Consider the following 16176-nt stretch of genomic DNA (forward strand, 5'->3'; position numbering starts at 1 on the left):
TTTCAGTTCCCCTTTTCACAAATTGTAAAATTGATTTCCACCGGTTCACACTGCTCACATACAATGCGCAGCTTTGCATTTCCTGTTTGACCGGTTGTCTTGACATAGGTGCCGCTCATGCCGCCTTCCAGGGTGGCAAGGTGCGGTCCCACAATTTCCAGCGGTCCTTCTGTGGATAGTGCAATGGGCAGCTGGATATAAGAAGCGATGTCATCACAGGCATCCATCAGCTGAATGCGTACAGAAGCCATATCATACACGTCACCTTCATACAATGTATTGGCAGAGACGGTTGTATGCAGGTGCAGCTTTGTTCCCGGTGCACGCTTCACACGGATCACGGCTTTGCCATCCTTGATGCCATCTGCCCGCCAGACAACCGTACTGCCGCCCCAGCCGCCAACGTACTTAGAGAACAGCTTCACGCCATCCTGAAAGCTCATGTGATAGCGCATCATCACCCAGACAAGCTTTGCTTTGATATGCGCTGGAAGATGGTCATACCCATCATGCTGCGCTGCCAGCAGACAGTCATGAATCAGTTCCTCCTGCTTTGGTGCAAAATGTTCCTGCTTTAAAAGATCACCGATAAAGTCATCCATGCGGATCGGCGGATGTTCCAGTGCTTCATACTCTGTCGGTTTGAATTCTTTCACAAACACATCATTCTGGTACAGACGCACACTGTCACAGTTGGTAAAGGCATAGACATGATCGATGCGGCCAGCCGGATAGTCACCGATATCCATGGAAGAAGACAGTGCCAGCACTGGATGGTCATCCTGTTGTGAAGCATACAGCCAGGCAGCTGTCTTAGGATTGCGGAAGGCATCCATCACACCGTGATAGCAGATGCGGTCTCCTGAGCCAAAGTCTTTATGGGTCGCATAGTCAAACATGCACCACTGGAACACACCGGCATGCTGGTGATCTGCCTTGGCATCATTCAATACCCGCGCATGGCGCAGGGCCTGCTCTTCCCGCTTGCTTTGAGGATCAAAGGCCTTAGTTGAAAACATGTGGCCATTGGCCTCAGAAATAAGCAAGGCATGATCTGCATGCTTGGTAACGTCCTTCTTCTTACGGCAGCCGGCATCACTGCCATCATGTGAGAAATCATTGAATGCATACACATCTTCTAACAGCGAGCTGTTCTGCAGATAGCGCACACCGGATGTCGGCCGGTAAGGATCCATCGCATGGGCAGCCGCATTGGTGCGCTGATAGAAGTCATCATCATCCTGGGATTCATTGATGCGCACACCCCACAGGAAAATCGACGGATGATTGCGGTACTGCACAACCATGTCTTCTGTATTGGTGATGGCCTGCTGCTTCCACTTCTCATCACCAATGTGCTGCCAGCCCGGTATTTCCGTAAACACCAACAGGCCAAGCCGGTCACAGGCATCCACGAAATCCTGACTCTGGGGATAATGCGAAGTACGCACGGCATTGCAGCCAAGCTCTTCTTTCAGAATTCTGACATCTTCCTTCTGCAGGGAAGCTGTACCGGCATAGCCAAGATACGGCCAGCACTGGTGACGGTTCAATCCGCGCAGGAAGACTTTTTCGCCATTGAGATAGAAGCTTTCAGAATCAAAATGTACGGTGCGGAAACCAACTGAGATGCATTTGGTATCAATGATATCTTCCCCTTTGATCAAAGAGAATACAGCTGTATACAGATTGGGATGGTCTAAATCCCATGGCTTTACCGGCAGATCTTCATAGCGGAAATGTCCATTTCCTGCCGGTGCTTTCTTTGCAAAGACTTCTTCATCTTTGTCATTGCGCAAAGACAAAGACAGCTCCATATCCTGCGTATTGCCATCAATCTGTACCAGTGCATCCATGCTTGTCAGATCCGGTGTGGCGCAATAGATATCCTTGAGATATGTCTTTGCACGCACATCCAGCCACACATCACGATAGATACCGCCATAAGTCAGATAATCAATGACAAAACCAAACGGCGGCACAGATGGATTTTCTGTGGCATCCAGCTTTACCGTCAGTGTATTCTCGCTGCCATAGTGCAGAACATCTGTCAGTTCAATGCGGAAGGCAGTATAGCCGCAGGCATGATGGCCGACGGGTTTGCCATTGCAGTACACATCCGCAATATGGGCAGCCCCGTCAAACTGTACAAAGACACGCTGCCTCTGCCAGCTTTCTTCTGCCATAAATATTTTCTGATAGCCATAGATGCCTTCATAGTCATCCGGACTGGCATCATGCAGCGGAATCTGTTTTGGACAGTGCGGCAGGCGTACCTTGATGCCATCCCGTTCAAAAGCATCTTCATCATCCTGCCACGAGTTCAAAAACAGCCAGTCATTGTCAATGCGTTCCATCATCTTGTACCTGCATTCCTTTCATCAGAATATCCATCATTTCTGCCAGTGCATCATCATACGCGATCTGATTCTTGCTGAGATAATCATTGGATAAGAAAGATTCAATGGATGCTGTCACGATATTTTTGAGAATAGATATATTGATGGGACGGATCACCCCGTCAGAAATTCCTTCTTCAATCAGATCGATCGTTGGCTCCCAGTTTTTCTCCAGATGTTCCTTCAGATGCTGGGCAACCCTGGGATACATCGCATCCAGGCCATCCAGCTGTGACCAGTCAACACCAAGAAAATCAGATGGCAGTGCAACCATTTCCTGCTGCAGCTTTTCAGGAATCGTCAGATTTTCATTGGCTATAATCTCCTGCTTATGCGCATGAATCTTCTCAAATCCGGCATCAATCAAGGCAATCAGAAGTGCTTCCTTGCCATCGTAACTCTTATAGATTGTCTTTTTCGCAATATGCATCGTATCCGCAATATCCTGCATCGTAAAATGCAGTCCTTTTCTGGAGAACTGAACAATGGCAGCCTGCAGAATGCGGTCCTGTAAATGATCTTCCATAAGAAACTGCTCCTTTCTTTATGGTTTCCATTATAGGTTCATGAAAGCGTTTGCACAAGTGCCAGGTCCAAAAAAAATGAGACTCTTCAGTCTCATTCCTGTTCCATATGACGTTTGATAATGACACGAATAATATCTGCAGCCAGACGTGGATCATCGTTGCACACAACATACTTGTACTCACCGATCATATCCATCTCACGGCTGGCCTTGGCCAGACGCTGCTGGACAATCTCCTCCGGTTCCGTGCCTCTGCCCCGGATTCTTCTTTCCAGCTCTTCCATGCTGGGCGGTACAATGAAGATCGTTAAAGCATCCGGACACTTCTGCCGGACCTGCCGTGCACCCTGCACTTCAATCTCCAGCAAGACATTTCTGCCCTTATTGCGCAGCTCTTCCACACCGGCAACCGGCGTTCCATAATAATTTCCTACAAATTCAGCACTTTCCAGCAGACCGCCGGCATCACGCACCTTCAGGAATTCTTCCTTGCTCACAAAGTGGTAATTGACGCCGTCCTTTTCACCCGGCCGCATCTTGCGTGTGGTCAGGGAAACACTGTAAGAAAGCTTCAGATCCGGATCATTGATGAACTCTTTCAGTACTGTTCCTTTGCCTACCCCGGAAGGTCCGCTCAGAACAATCAGCAATCCCTTTTTCATTTCAAGTCTCCTTAGCCATAAAGGTACTCAAAAAAGATGGTTTCGTCAATGTGATATAATCGCTTGCGAAAGGAATTATGTTATGGCATTAGATGGCATTCTCTTAAGCAGGATTGTCAGTCAGATCGCACCCGTCCTGCCCGCACGCATTCAGAAAATCTACCAGATTTCCAATACCGAAGTTCTGTTTCAGATTCATGGGAAAAGCGGCAAACAGCAGCTGCTTGTCAGCTGCCATTCTGTCTACAATCGGCTGCTGATCACAAAGCGCAGCTATCCGACCCCATCCGAGCCGGATAATTTTGTCATGGTGCTGCGCAAGTACCTTGAAGGTGCTTCCATGGAAAGCATTGCACAGGCCGGCCTTGACCGCTGGTGCACACTGATGATCAAGCGGCGCAACAATCTTGGTGACCTGGAAAGTGTCAGGCTTGTCATTGAACTGATGGGCAAGTATGCCAATCTGATCCTGGTTGGGTCTGATGGCCGCATCATTGATGCTCTCAAGCGCATTCCGCCTTTTGAAAACAGCAAGCGCATCATCATGGCATCTGCCCCCTTTACCCCGATGCCGCCCCAGGACAAAAAAGATCCTTTTGTCACAGAATGCGTCGATCCCGATATTCCCTTAACAAAGCAGTTTGCCGGCTTCTCTCCTTTTTTAAGCAAAGAAGTTGAATACCGTATGGCCCACGGCCAGTCCTTTTCTGCCATCATGAAGGAAGTAGCCGCCAGCAATGATCTTTACATTGCCAGCAATGGCGACAATCCCGAATTCCACTGTATAGCCCTCACCCATCTGTCAGATTGCCGGAAGTATCCGCTGTTTGACGGCTTTGATGTGCTCTATTATCACCGTGAAGAAAAAGAACGGATCAAACAGATTACCGGTGATTTGTATCATTTTGTGCGCCGTGAGCTGAAACATCAGAAGACAAAGCTTCCCCGCCTGTTAAATGAATATGATCAGGCTCTGGATTGTGATAAGTGGAAGAAATGGGGCGATCTGCTGTATACATGGAATATCAGTGATACCAAGGGCAAAAAGCAGATTCAGCTGCAGGATTATGAATCGGATGATGTCATTACGGTGCCGCTGGATGAAAAGCTGGATGGCCGCGGCAATGCCCGCCGCTGCTTTAACAAGTACAGCAAGCTGAAGAAAGGACAGGTATATCTGCAGGAACAGATTGCCATCTGTGAAAATGAGATCAGCTACTTTGAAGGACTGCTGGAACAGCTGGATCAGGCAGATTTTGAGACAGCTGGCGAGATCAAGAAAGAACTGATCAAGCTTGGCTATATGAAAGAAAAAAAGAATGTCCGGAAAAAGAAGAAACAGGATGATACACCCAAAGTATCGACGATTGTCTCTCCTTCCGGCATCTCCATTTCCTATGGCCGCAACAACCTGCAGAATGATGCTTTGACATGGCATATGGCCAGAAAGAATGAGATCTGGCTGCACGCCAAGGATTATCATGGTGCCCATGTGATCATCCATGCAGACAGCCCGGATGAAGAGACGATTCGGCTGGCTGCGATGATTGCGGCATATTTCTCCGGAGGGAGGCAGTCTTCCTCTGTGCCGGTCAACTGGTGTCCAGTCAAAAACCTCAAAAAAATACCAGGCGCAAAGCCTGGTATGGTGCAGCTTGGCAGCTACCGTACGATTTACATTGATCCAGATCCGGATGTACTGTCTTCTGCCGGCATTCCACTTTGAGCCATGTGCATCAGTTTGCGCACCTCATAGCGGCGCAGACGCCGGTACTGCCCCTGGCGCAATGAGCCAAGGTCAAGAAAACCATAGCCAATCCGGTTCAGCCTTGTCACCTCACAGTGGAAGTACTCCATCATGCGGCGGATTTCTCTGTTTCTGCCCTCAAAGATCGTGATCAAAAACACGGTCTTTTTCTTTCCTTCCAACCTGGAAAGCAATTGCACCTGGGCAGGCAGGGTCATGCCGTCATCCAGCTTGATCCCCTTTTCCAGCATATGTATCATCTGATCCGTTAAGATCCCATTGATGGCAACCTCATAGGTCTTGGGCAGATGATATCTTGGATGCATGAGACAGTTGGCAAATTCCCCATCATTGGTCATGATCAAAAGACCTGTGGATTCATAGTCCAGCCGTCCAACCGGAAAAATGCGTTCCTTTACATCCGGCAGACAGTCCACGACTGTCTGTCTGCCACGGTCATCTGATACGGCACAAATCACCTGCTTTGGCTTATTCAGCAGGAAATACACCTTCTCTTCCTGATTCAGGATCACGCCATCCACACTGACTTCATCCTGCGGTCCTACCTGCACACCCATTTCCGTAACGACTTTGCCATTGACCTTGACATGGCCATCCGCAATCAGCTGTTCTGCCTTGCGGCGGGAAGCCACCCCGGCTGCCGCAATTACTTTCTGCAATCTTTCCATATTCTTTTCCTCAATGTAGATTCTGTGTATTTCCCCAGAAACTGCTGCCAGCTCTGGAATAATCGTTCATCAGCACAACCGGAATCCGGCTGAACTTTGGATCCTGCTTTGCCAGAATCTCACAAGCACTTAAGCGTCTTCTGCCATCCACACATACATAGCCGTGTTCTGTCACATTGACCTGCACGGCAATGGCCATCCCATGCGTTCGGATACTCTCTGTCAGATTTCCGGGATCCTGATATTCATACTGGATTTCATCCAGATTCACAATCGTATTAATCATTTTCTGCTTTCCATCAAAAACTGTGCATAAGGCACATCCTTCCTGCTGACATACAGCAGTGCCGCAAGAGGCAGGATGCTGGCCCGCCTGAAGAATGCATCGGCAGCAGTGATATCATTCCTTCTGCCATAGATATCATTGTAAAAGTGATACTGCCCATTGCCAAGGGCAATATAGAACGCATAATGGGTGCCTGCCTGATGGGCATACAGGACGATACCGGCACCGCTACCAGCCATTCTGTTTTGGATCATACCCGTTGTACCAGGACACCATCTGGCAGGAATCTTTTTGCTTTTCAGAAAGCTTTGCAGTGCAAACAGATTTTCACCATAGCGCTCATGAAACAGATTGGCACTGGCAAGGGTATCGGCCGTTTCCTGCATGAACTGCTCTTTGCCGCAGGCTTTGCACAGGTTGTACGCCGCGATCCAGCCGCAGCCTTTCTCACTTGTTGGATAATTGCCAAAGGGCAGATCCTGCATGCGTCCCTGGCTGATAATAAAGCCGTACGGATCAAAGATACTGCTGGCACATGCACGCCGCCAGTCTTCCATCATCCACTGCATGCCCTGTCCTTTGGGAAAGAACAGGTTGGCAGCCAATGCCTTTCTTTCCAGCCTGTTAACACGTTTTACTTCAATATAGGCAGGGCTGTTGAGGGAAATGATACAGTGCACAGCATAGGCTGTCAGACAAATCGCCTGCGGCAGCGGCATGGGATTCAATTCCAGCATCATCTCTGCTTTGTTCTTTTCCCTGTTCCAGGCAAAATGTCCCACTGTCCTGCCATGAAATAAAATGGCTCTGCTGCTGGCAAAGCCATCAATTGGCACAATTTTCAGAATCAGTTCAGAGGCCATCTTACGCCATCCGGATCTTCTTTATGCAAAAAGGCAATGGCCTTGTGAAACAGTTCCGCATCATTTGGATAGGAAAGCAGTGCCTCGGTATCAATCACCGATGCCCAGTGCATCTCCAGCAGTTCTTCTTCCTGGATCTTTTCTCTGCCGCCACTCATCTCAGCAAGGAAGTAGACAACCTTCTTTTCAACACCTGGTTCCGGGGAATAATACGTGCATTCCCGGAAGCCATCCAGAAAGCGCACATCCAGCCCGGTTTCCTCCTTGATCTCACGGGCGGCAGTTTCATGTTCTGTCTCACTGCCTTCCACATGTCCCTTTGGAAAGCACCAGTGTCCCTGCTTCTGACGGATCACAAGCACCTGCAGCTTCCCATGATTGACTCGGATGATCACAGCACCGCATGATATTTCTTTTCTGGTTTCGGTCATGATGTTCATATCCTCCATCCAGATGTAGATTATACCAGCGAAAAGAAAAACCGGAGAATCCGGTTTCTCATGCGTCTACTTTTTCAGCGAACTGTCTGCCCCAGTCTTCTGCCTGTTTCAAAGCATCTTCATCCGGGATCCAGATCTGCTTGAGGCCAGCCTCATCCACAACATCAAAGCCGGAAGCCTTCAGTTCTTCACCGATCTTCTTCGGTGCTTCACCGCTCCAGCCATAGCTGCCAAAGCCGGCTGCCTTCTTGTTCTTGAAGCCAGAACCCTTGATCAGCTCAAGGATACCGCCGATGGAATACAGCACGCCATGGTTATAGGTCGGTGAACCAACCAGAATTGCCTTGGAGCGGAATACATCGGTGATAATGTCACTCTTGTCACGCTTGGAGGCATTCAGCAGAACAACCTCGGTTTCCAGATCATGATCACGGATGCCGGCTGCCAGTGCCTCGGCCATCTTGCGGGTAGAATCCCACATGGTGTCATAGATGATGGAAATACGGTTTTCCTGATAGTCAGCGGCCCACTTTGCGTATGTCTCCACGATCTTTTCAGGATGTTCACGCCAGATGACGCCATGGCTCGGTGCAATCATGCGGATATCCAGGTTCATCGCAGCCAGATCCTTGATCTTCTTGGTCACGAATGTGCTGTAAGGCACAATGATATTGGCATAGTACTTGATTGCCTCATCAAAGATTGCCTTTTCGCAGTTTTTGTCATTGAACAATGACTCGGTCGCATAATGCTGGCCAAAGGCATCGTTGGAGAACAGAATGTGATCTGTATCCAGATATGTGAACATCGTATCCGGCCAATGCAGGAACGGGGCCTGAATGAACGTCAGGGTGGACTTGCCGATGTTCAGGGTATCACCTGTTTTCACATTGACAAAGTTCCAGTTCTGATGATAGTGTCCGCGCAGGATCTTCTCGCCTGCCACCGTGCAGTAAATCGGTGTATCCGGAATTTCACGCATCAGTTCCGGCAGTGCACCGGAATGATCGATTTCGTTATGATTCATGACAATGTAATCAATGTCATGCAGATCAATCTCCTGCTTCAGTCTCGCTACAAATTCCTTGTCATACGGCTGCCATACCGTATCAATCAATACTGTCTTCTCATCTCTGATCAGATAGCTGTTATAGGAAGAGCCATCGAATGTGGAAAGCTCATCGCCGTGAAATGTCTTCAGCTGCCAGTCGACTTTGCCAACCCAGTCGACCCGTTCAGAAATCTTCTTGCCCATGCTTGAGATATCTCCTTTTTCCATGTGATATTTTTGCATAATATGCCGTCATGTCAACTCAGACACACCAATTTTGACCACGCAAAGAAGAACTTGTTCAGTTTTTCTCATTTTTTGTCAAAAAGCCGCAATGCTTTTTCTTCCGCTTTCGTCATAGGCTTTTTTGCGATCAGATCCGGCCGCATCTGTTCCGTGCGCAGATAAGCTTTGGCAAGCCGCCAGTTTTCGATCATCGCATGATTGCCGCTCAGCAGCACATCCGGTACCTTTCTGCCTTCAAAGTCAACCGGCCGGGTGTACTGCGGATATTCCAGCCGGTCTGTTTCAAAAGATTCCTCAACTGTACTGTCATTGGCAAGCACCCCTTCCTGCAGGCGGATGATGCTGTCAATGATGACCTGGGCAGCCAGTTCACCGCCGGAAAGAATATAGTCACCAATTGAGAGACAGCCGTCACATTCTTCATAGATGCGCTCATCCAGTCCCTCATAGTGTCCGGCCAGCAGTAAAAGATCATCCTCTTTAGAAAGATCATGGACAAGTTTCTGGCTCAGCGTCTGTCCGCCCGGATCCATGATATAGCTTCTTGTCTGTTCTGTTTTGTTTGCCCGCAGTGCCGCAATGACCGGCTCACACTTCATGATCATGCCCGGTCCTCCGCCGCATGGGGAATCATCCAGATGACGGTAGCTGCCCTCTGCATAGTCACGGATATCAACCACCCTGATCTGGCAGATGCCCTTGGTCCTGGCCCGCTGAACAAGCACGCCATTGAGAAAACTGTCAAAATATTCCGGAAACATTGTCAGTACGGTAATCTTTTTCATCTTTTATCCTCTTTTGTTCATTGTGGCAATGTGTAAAAGTATACACTTTTTCAGATTTTCGGTATGGCTGAAATATAAAATTCTTTGTTCATAAACATGTACTGTATTTCTCTGCCTGCAGAAACTGCTATAATAAAAGCAGATATTTACCCGGGGGATTTCTGATGAGAGCAGAAGAACTGATACCATACCTGACAAAATTTGTGACTGTCACACTGGATGATTTTTCTGAAGTCTCCGGGTATATTTCCAATCCGAATGACTTCAAAACACTGGATGATTCGATCAATATGGTGCTGGTTAACGGCCTGCAGAATTCGCAGGTGCCGATTTCACGCATCATTGATATCTGTGAAGCAGTGCGTGAAGATACAACCCAGATTCCGATTGTGCAGGAATCCAGTGATCTTGTCAGCCGCACGAATAAAAAGAAAAAGGCAGCTGCCTTCAATGACCGGCTGGATGAGCTCCTTGACAAGAGTCTGTCCGATACATTGGAAGTACGGCTGCCAAATGGCAAAGTGATTGATAATTCAGGCAGAGACGGGAAGTGATTTTCCCGTTTTTCTTCTGCTAGATGGCAAGTGTGATGAGATGGGTAATGAAGCTTGCCGCCCAGGCAATGGCACAGGTACCTCCTACCATCGCCAGTGCCCATTTCATGCCTAGCTCCTTGCGCACGGATGTAATGGCGGCAATGCATGGTGTATACAGCAGGCAGAAGATCAGCAGTGCAAAAGCATTGCCTGGTGTAAGGATGGAGGTAATGGCTGCGGTAGAGCCAAACAGGACGGACAGTGTTGCGGCAACACTCTCCTTTGCCATGAAGCCGACAATCAATGCCGTTGCGACACGCCAGTCGCCAAAGCCGCACGGCTTGAAGATCGGGGCAATCAGACCGCCGATCGCTGCCAGCATGGAATTTTCCTCTTCGACAAGATTGAACGAGAAATCAAAGGAGCGAAGGAACCAGACAATGATGGTCGCAATCAGAATGATGGAGAATGCTCTCTGCAGGAAGTCTTTTGCCTTGTCCCACATCAGCTGCAGTACGTTTTTCATGGCCGGCATGCGGTAGTTCGGCAGTTCCATGACAAACGGAACAGCTTCCCCTTTGAACAAAGTATTCTTGAATACCAATGCGGCCAGAATGCCAATGGCAATATCAATGACGTACAGAGCAACCATGATCAAGCCAGCCTGTTTCGGGAAAAAGGCATTGCAGAAATAGCCATAGATCGGCAGTTTTGCGGAGCATGACATAAACGGCAGCAGGATCACAGTCATGCGGCGGTCACGCTCAGATGGCAGTGTACGGCTGGACATGACAGCAGGCACTGTGCAGCCAAAGCCTATCAGCATGGGGACAATACTGCGTCCGGATAAGCCGATCCTTCTGAGAAGCTTATCCATGACAAAGGCAACTCTTGCCATATAGCCGGAATCTTCCAGCAGTGACAGGAAGAAGAACAGTGTGACAATGATCGGCACAAAGCTCAATACCGAACCGACACCGGTGAAGATGCCATCAATGACAAGTGAGCGGATGACCGGGTTGACATTAGCTGCCACAAGGCCATTGGAGACAACAACCGTCAAGGCATCAATTCCCTTCTGCAAAAGATCCTGCAGGAACGCGCCGATGACATTGAAGGTCAGATAGAAAACCAGGCCCATGATGACAATGAAGGCCGGAATACCGGTATATTTGCCTGTTAAGAAGCGGTCAATCTTGTTTGAGCGCATCGATTCTTTGGATTGTTTTGGCTTGATGACAGTGGCATCACAGACGCGCTGGATGAAGCTGTAGCGCATATCGGCAATGGCTGCGGCATGGTCAAGGCCGCGCTCCTCTTCCATCTGTTTGATGATGTGGCCAAGCATCTCCTTCTCATTCTCTTCCAGCTTCAATGCGTCAAGAACGTGGGGATCTCCTTCTACCACTTTGGTGGCCGCAAAACGCAGCGGGATGCCTGCCTTGGCCGCATGGTCTTCAATCAGATGCATGATGCCATGCAGTGCTCTGTGTACAGCACCATTATGATCCTGGGGACGGCAGAAGTCCTGTACCATTGGTGTTTCCTGATAGCGTGCCACATGGATGGCATGATCGATCAGTTCCTGAATGCCTTCACCCTTGGCAGCGGAGATGGCGACTACCGGAATGCCAAGCATCTTCTCCATTTCATTGATGCGGATGGAGCCGCCGTTATTGCGCATTTCATCCATCATGTTCAACGCAAGCACCATCGGCCTGCCCAGCTCCATCAGCTGCAGGGTCAGATACAGATTGCGCTCAATATTGGTCGCATCCACGATATTGATGATCGCACGCGGCTTGGCTTCCAGAATAAACTGGCGGGACACAATCTCCTCAGAGCTGTAGGGAGACAATGAATAAATACCAGGCAGATCTGTTACCTCCGTCTCCGGATGTCCCTTGATCTTACCGGTTTTACCTTCCACTGTGACACCCGGGAAGTTGCCGACATGCTGGTTGGAACCTGTCAGGGCATTAAACAAGGTCGTCTTGCCGCAGTTCTGATTGCCAGCAAGAGCAAAGGTCAGTGTGGTGCCTTCCGGCAGCGGATGTTCTGTGCTTTTATCGTGATATCGGCCGCCTTCACCAAGACCCGGATGGTCAACCAGCTCATCATCATCCCGTTCAATGTTCTGCTTCTCAGGCGCCACATGTTTGACCGTATGGCATGTAATGTTGGCAGCATCCGCGACACGCAGAGTCAGCTGATAGCCATGAATCACAAAATCAATGGGATCCCCCATTGGTGCAAACTTCTCCAGTGTAATCTCAGCGCCTGGAATCAGGCCCATATCCAGGAAATGCTGGCGCAGTTCACCACTGCCTCCGACAACCTCAATCTGTCCTGTCTGTCCCGGCTTCAACTCATTCAGTTTCATGATAATCCCTCAATCCGGCTCCATTATACCTGCTGCCAGATAGGATTTGTTGCGATCACAGTACAATTTAAACCATGTGTCACGATGACAGCGGTTTCAGGGCAAAAAATGACATGTTATTCATGACATGTTAGGATGTGAAAGTTTTCCTCACATACTCTCCATGTAATTCTGAGTATAATAACAGCCATCAGGAGGTAACAAATGAAGAAAACAATCATTGGCTGTGCGCTGCTGGCATCTCTTGTGCTGACAGGCTGCGGCCAGAGTAAAACCATACAGGCACCTGCCTCTGCATCCGCCTCTGGCAACAACGCAGGTGCCATCAACCTGAATGCATCCAAGCCAGATCTTTCAGCCTATGTGTTTCTGAAGGATGATGATCCTGCCTTCCTTGAAATCTCAACGGAAGAAAGCCTGAAGCTGTTTGAAAATGGCACCGGCATCGTCTTCTACAGTTATGAGACATGTCCCTGGTGCAACCGTGTGATTCCGGTGCTGGATGAAGCAGCCAAGGAAGCCGGCATTACTGTCTTCTATGTCAATATCTACTCGGATGATTTCATGTCAAAGTCAGATACAGAAAAGAGTGACATCATTCAGTCACTCTATACATGTCTGGATCCGATTCTGAAAAAGGAAAAAGATTCTGAAACAGGCGAAGAAAAACCGGTCATGGAGGTACCGGAGGTTGTTGCTGTCAAGGATGGAAAGATTGTCGGCCATCATCTTGGCGTTGTGGATGATTTTACGCTGGATACCAATAACCTTTCGGAATATCAGGTTACCGATGACCAGGTGAAAGAGCTGAAAAATATTTATCTTGACTTGTTCAAGGAGATTCAATAGCCGGTGGATACCGGTTTTTTTATAAGATGCTGGAAAGCAGAATCTTCAGACCAATCGCAATCAGCAGGAAACCTCCGAAGATGGTTGCCTTGTCGGCCAGCCTGAGGCCAAACTTCTTGCCCAGCTGAACGCCGGCTGCACAGATCGCGAATGTCACGATCCCAATCAAAGTACTGGCAGACAGTGCAGATCCGATGCCATAGGAGGCAATCGTAAAGCCGACGGACAGGGCATCAATCGATGTGGCAAGCCCCTGCACCATCAGTTTGCCGGAAGATACTTCCTTTTCCGCATCTGTTTCTTCCTTTTTTGAGAACCCTTCTTTCAGCATTCCGCCGCCGATGTACATCAGCAGAATAAAGCCGATCCATGGCACCATGACCTGGAAGGAAGAAAATAATTGTACGATGGTATGGACACAGATCCAGCCGATCATTGGCATGACAAACTGGAACGCGCCGAATGTGCCGGCAATCTTCAGCATCTTTTTCTTCTGCATATGCGGCTCTTTGAGCCCATTGGCAAGTGAGACAGAAAAGGCATCCATGGCCAGGCCGATGCCAAGCAGGATGTTATCCAGGATAAAGTGCATAAGTGTGTCCTCCCAAACAAAAAAGCTGCAGGCGATTGCTGCAGCATATTTGTGTCATGTATGACATTACGCACAGCAAAAAGCCAGTGCGTAAGTCTCGCGTATTAAAGCAGGCCAGGCAAATTGCCAGTATGTTGGCAGGCTGCGCATATGCGCTCGCTACTCCCTTACGGCTCTGCGATTGTCACACATCACTTCTTTGTTAGTCAAGGCTATTTCCGTGTCACAAGCGTATCAACAGACAGCTTCGGCACATGGTAGTTCCCCTGGGCATCCACCCAGTATGCAAGATCCTCACCAGCCTCTTCCACTGTGCTTTCAAGAAGCGGATACCCAAGTGAAACAACCAGCCGTGCACTTAAGGAAGGGTCCACACCAAGCAGCGCATTCATTGCATCACGCCTGAAATTCATCAGAATACAGGCACCAATGCCCTTTTCCGCCGCACTTGCGGTGATCACTTCCGCAGCAATGCCGGCATCAATATCAGCTGTGGCGGCATTTTCAATCGGTACAAGAATGACAATATACGCCATTGGCTCTTCATCCTTCTTTGGCTGTCCTGCGCCCTTGAGTAAAGCCGCATAGTGCAGCTGCGCAGCAACCTGATCACACAGATCACGGCTGGTAACCAGGACATACCGCAGCCGCTGCTTGTTATTGCCGCAATGGGCAAGACGCACATTTTCCAGAATCTCATTCAGATCATCATCCGGAATCGCTTTCTGCTGAAACTTGCGGATCGAGCGGTCCTTGCGCATCAATGCATGCATATTCATTTGTTTTTATCCTCCTCAGCATGGAAATGTCTGCCAATATAGGCAAACCACTTGCGCAGACGGCTTTCATAGCCGATATCTGACACATAATAGAATCCTTCGTTTTTCACGCCATCCGGCAGATACTGCTGGTCAACATAATGGCGTGGATAATCATGGGCATACTTGTAGCCAATGCCTCTCTCCAGCTTTGAAGCAGATTTGTAATGGGCATCCTGTAGATAGGGCGGAATCTTAAGATTGCCGGTTTTCTTCACAACATCCATCGCCTTGAAGATGGCCTGGCTTGCCGCATTGCTCTTGGGTGCTGTGGCAATATAGACAGCTGCCTCGGCCAGAATGATCTGTCCCTCCGGCATGCCGACTCTTTCAACAGCCAATGCACAGTCAGTCGCAATCTCAATAGCTCTTGGATCGGCAAGACCGACGTCCTCAGCAGCACAGATCATGATGCGTCTGGCAATAAAGCGCACATCCTCCCCTGCTTCCAGCATGCGGGCAAGATAGTACAATGCGGCATCAGGATCAGACCCCCGCATCGATTTGATGAAAGCAGAGATCGTATCGTAATGATTATCGCCATCTTTGTCATAGCGGATGGATTTCTTCTGGATGCATTCCTGCATGATGGGCAGCGTGATATGAAGATACCCATCATCACTGCGCTCGGTTGTTAATACCGCAATCTCCAGTCCATTCAATGCTGCCCGGGCATCCCCGTCCGCTGCCTCGGCCAGAAAGTCACAGGCATCCTCATCCATCTGCACCATGTCGGCAGCAACACCTTTGAAAGGATCCTGCAGGGCCCGGTGAATCAGGACAAGAAGATCATTTTTTGACAGCGGCTTGAGCTCCAGTACGGTTGAGCGTGATAACAGCGCACTGTTGACCTCAAAGTAAGGATTCTCCGTTGTGGCACCAATCAAGATGACAGTGCCGCTTTCCACAAAAGGCAGCAGATAATCCTGTTGTGCCTTGTTAAAACGGTGAATCTCATCGATAAACAGGATTGTCTTCTTATGTTCTGCGTTCAGCCGGTACTGGGCTTCCTGGACAACAGCTTCCAGATCCTTCTTGCCGGCTGTGGTTGCATTGACCTGGGCAAAGTACGCACTGGTTGTATTGGCAATGACTTCTGCCAGGGTTGTCTTGCCAGTGCCTGGCGGCCCATAGAAAATCAAAGAACTGAGCCTGTCAGCCTGGATGGCACGGTACAGGATACGGCCTTTGCCAATGATGTGCTGCTGGCCGACAACTTCCTCCAGTTTTTCAGGACGCATTCTGGCTGCCAGCGGCTCCTGCGTTCTGGCATCATCGCTGCCAGCTGCTTCAAACAGGTCCAT

General features: G+C 49.1%; 16 protein-coding genes. 3 read left to right on the forward strand and 13 right to left on the reverse strand.

What is annotated here, in order from left to right:
• Window positions 1-2 precede the first annotated feature (2 nt).
• The 3 genes from MOZ60_RS04135 to gmk form a co-directional block, all read right to left on the reverse strand.
• The gene (locus tag MOZ60_RS04135) at window positions 3-2360 is read right to left on the reverse strand and encodes a glycoside hydrolase family 2 protein (protein ID WP_370595747.1); all 2358 of its coding nucleotides are present in this window, start codon (window positions 2358-2360) and stop codon (window positions 3-5) included.
• Window positions 2344-2925, reverse strand: a complete 582-nt coding sequence (locus MOZ60_RS04140; RefSeq protein ID WP_370595748.1) for a TetR/AcrR family transcriptional regulator — start codon at window positions 2923-2925, stop codon at window positions 2344-2346. The genes MOZ60_RS04135 and MOZ60_RS04140 overlap by 17 nt, the downstream gene beginning before the upstream one ends.
• A gap of 92 nt (window positions 2926-3017) precedes the next feature.
• Window positions 3018-3587: a guanylate kinase gene (gene gmk, locus MOZ60_RS04145; protein ID WP_277644808.1), complete on the reverse strand. Its 570-nt coding sequence runs from the start codon at window positions 3585-3587 to the stop codon at window positions 3018-3020.
• Window positions 3588-3669: 82 nt separating this feature from the next.
• Here gmk and MOZ60_RS04150 point away from each other — a divergent pair, with 82 nt between their 5' ends.
• The gene (locus MOZ60_RS04150) at window positions 3670-5313 is read left to right on the forward strand and encodes an Rqc2 family fibronectin-binding protein (RefSeq protein WP_370595749.1); all 1644 of its coding nucleotides are present in this window, start codon (window positions 3670-3672) and stop codon (window positions 5311-5313) included.
• Here the strand turns inward: MOZ60_RS04150 and MOZ60_RS04155 are convergent.
• The 6 genes from MOZ60_RS04155 to trmD form a co-directional block, all read right to left on the reverse strand.
• Window positions 5262-6023, reverse strand: a complete 762-nt coding sequence (locus MOZ60_RS04155) for a pseudouridine synthase (RefSeq protein ID WP_370595750.1) — start codon at window positions 6021-6023, stop codon at window positions 5262-5264. The genes MOZ60_RS04150 and MOZ60_RS04155 overlap by 52 nt on opposite strands.
• Before the next feature lie 10 nt (window positions 6024-6033).
• A complete protein-coding gene (locus tag MOZ60_RS04160) occupies window positions 6034-6309 on the reverse strand; it encodes a ParB N-terminal domain-containing protein (RefSeq protein ID WP_370595751.1) in 276 nt (91 codons plus the stop codon).
• Window positions 6306-7172 (reverse strand): hypothetical protein, encoded by an 867-nt coding sequence (locus tag MOZ60_RS04165; RefSeq protein WP_370595752.1) that lies wholly within the window; start codon window positions 7170-7172, stop codon window positions 6306-6308. Before MOZ60_RS04165 ends, MOZ60_RS04160 begins: the two co-directional genes overlap by 4 nt.
• The gene (locus MOZ60_RS04170) at window positions 7157-7603 is read right to left on the reverse strand and encodes a bis(5'-nucleosyl)-tetraphosphatase (protein ID WP_277634729.1); all 447 of its coding nucleotides are present in this window, start codon (window positions 7601-7603) and stop codon (window positions 7157-7159) included. The genes MOZ60_RS04165 and MOZ60_RS04170 overlap by 16 nt, the downstream gene beginning before the upstream one ends.
• A gap of 67 nt (window positions 7604-7670) precedes the next feature.
• On the reverse strand, window positions 7671-8867 hold the full coding sequence (locus MOZ60_RS04175) for an anaerobic nitric oxide reductase flavorubredoxin (protein WP_370595753.1): 1197 nt from the start codon (window positions 8865-8867) through the stop codon (window positions 7671-7673).
• A 107-nt stretch (window positions 8868-8974) separates the two neighbouring features.
• Window positions 8975-9694, reverse strand: a complete 720-nt coding sequence (gene trmD / locus MOZ60_RS04180; protein WP_370595754.1) for a tRNA (guanosine(37)-N1)-methyltransferase TrmD — start codon at window positions 9692-9694, stop codon at window positions 8975-8977.
• A 164-nt stretch (window positions 9695-9858) separates the two neighbouring features.
• Here trmD and MOZ60_RS04185 point away from each other — a divergent pair, with 164 nt between their 5' ends.
• Window positions 9859-10248, forward strand: coding sequence for a hypothetical protein (locus MOZ60_RS04185; RefSeq protein WP_108775813.1), 390 nt, complete (start codon window positions 9859-9861; stop codon window positions 10246-10248).
• A gap of 19 nt (window positions 10249-10267) precedes the next feature.
• Here the strand turns inward: MOZ60_RS04185 and feoB are convergent, their stop codons facing one another.
• Window positions 10268-12613, reverse strand: coding sequence for a ferrous iron transport protein B (gene feoB, locus MOZ60_RS04190; RefSeq protein ID WP_370595755.1), 2346 nt, complete (start codon window positions 12611-12613; stop codon window positions 10268-10270).
• A gap of 204 nt (window positions 12614-12817) precedes the next feature.
• Here feoB and MOZ60_RS04195 point away from each other — a divergent pair, with 204 nt between their 5' ends.
• Window positions 12818-13462 (forward strand): thioredoxin family protein, encoded by a 645-nt coding sequence (locus MOZ60_RS04195; protein ID WP_370595756.1) that lies wholly within the window; start codon window positions 12818-12820, stop codon window positions 13460-13462.
• Between the two features lie 19 nt (window positions 13463-13481).
• Here the strand turns inward: MOZ60_RS04195 and MOZ60_RS04200 are convergent, their stop codons facing one another.
• The 3 genes from MOZ60_RS04200 to MOZ60_RS04210 form a co-directional block, all read right to left on the reverse strand.
• Entirely contained in the window at window positions 13482-14054 is a 573-nt protein-coding gene (locus tag MOZ60_RS04200) for a manganese efflux pump MntP (RefSeq protein ID WP_370595757.1), read from the reverse strand.
• Window positions 14055-14266: 212 nt separating this feature from the next.
• A complete protein-coding gene (locus MOZ60_RS04205; RefSeq protein ID WP_370595758.1) occupies window positions 14267-14833 on the reverse strand; it encodes a nitroreductase family protein in 567 nt (188 codons plus the stop codon).
• Window positions 14830-16176, reverse strand: coding sequence for a replication-associated recombination protein A (locus MOZ60_RS04210; RefSeq protein WP_370595759.1), 1347 nt, complete (start codon window positions 16174-16176; stop codon window positions 14830-14832). The genes MOZ60_RS04205 and MOZ60_RS04210 overlap by 4 nt, the downstream gene beginning before the upstream one ends.

Origin of the sequence: Grylomicrobium aquisgranense (assembly GCF_033971865.1) — a bacterium.
Taxonomy (GTDB): domain Bacteria; phylum Bacillota_I; class Bacilli_A; order Erysipelotrichales; family Erysipelotrichaceae; genus Bulleidia; species Bulleidia massiliensis.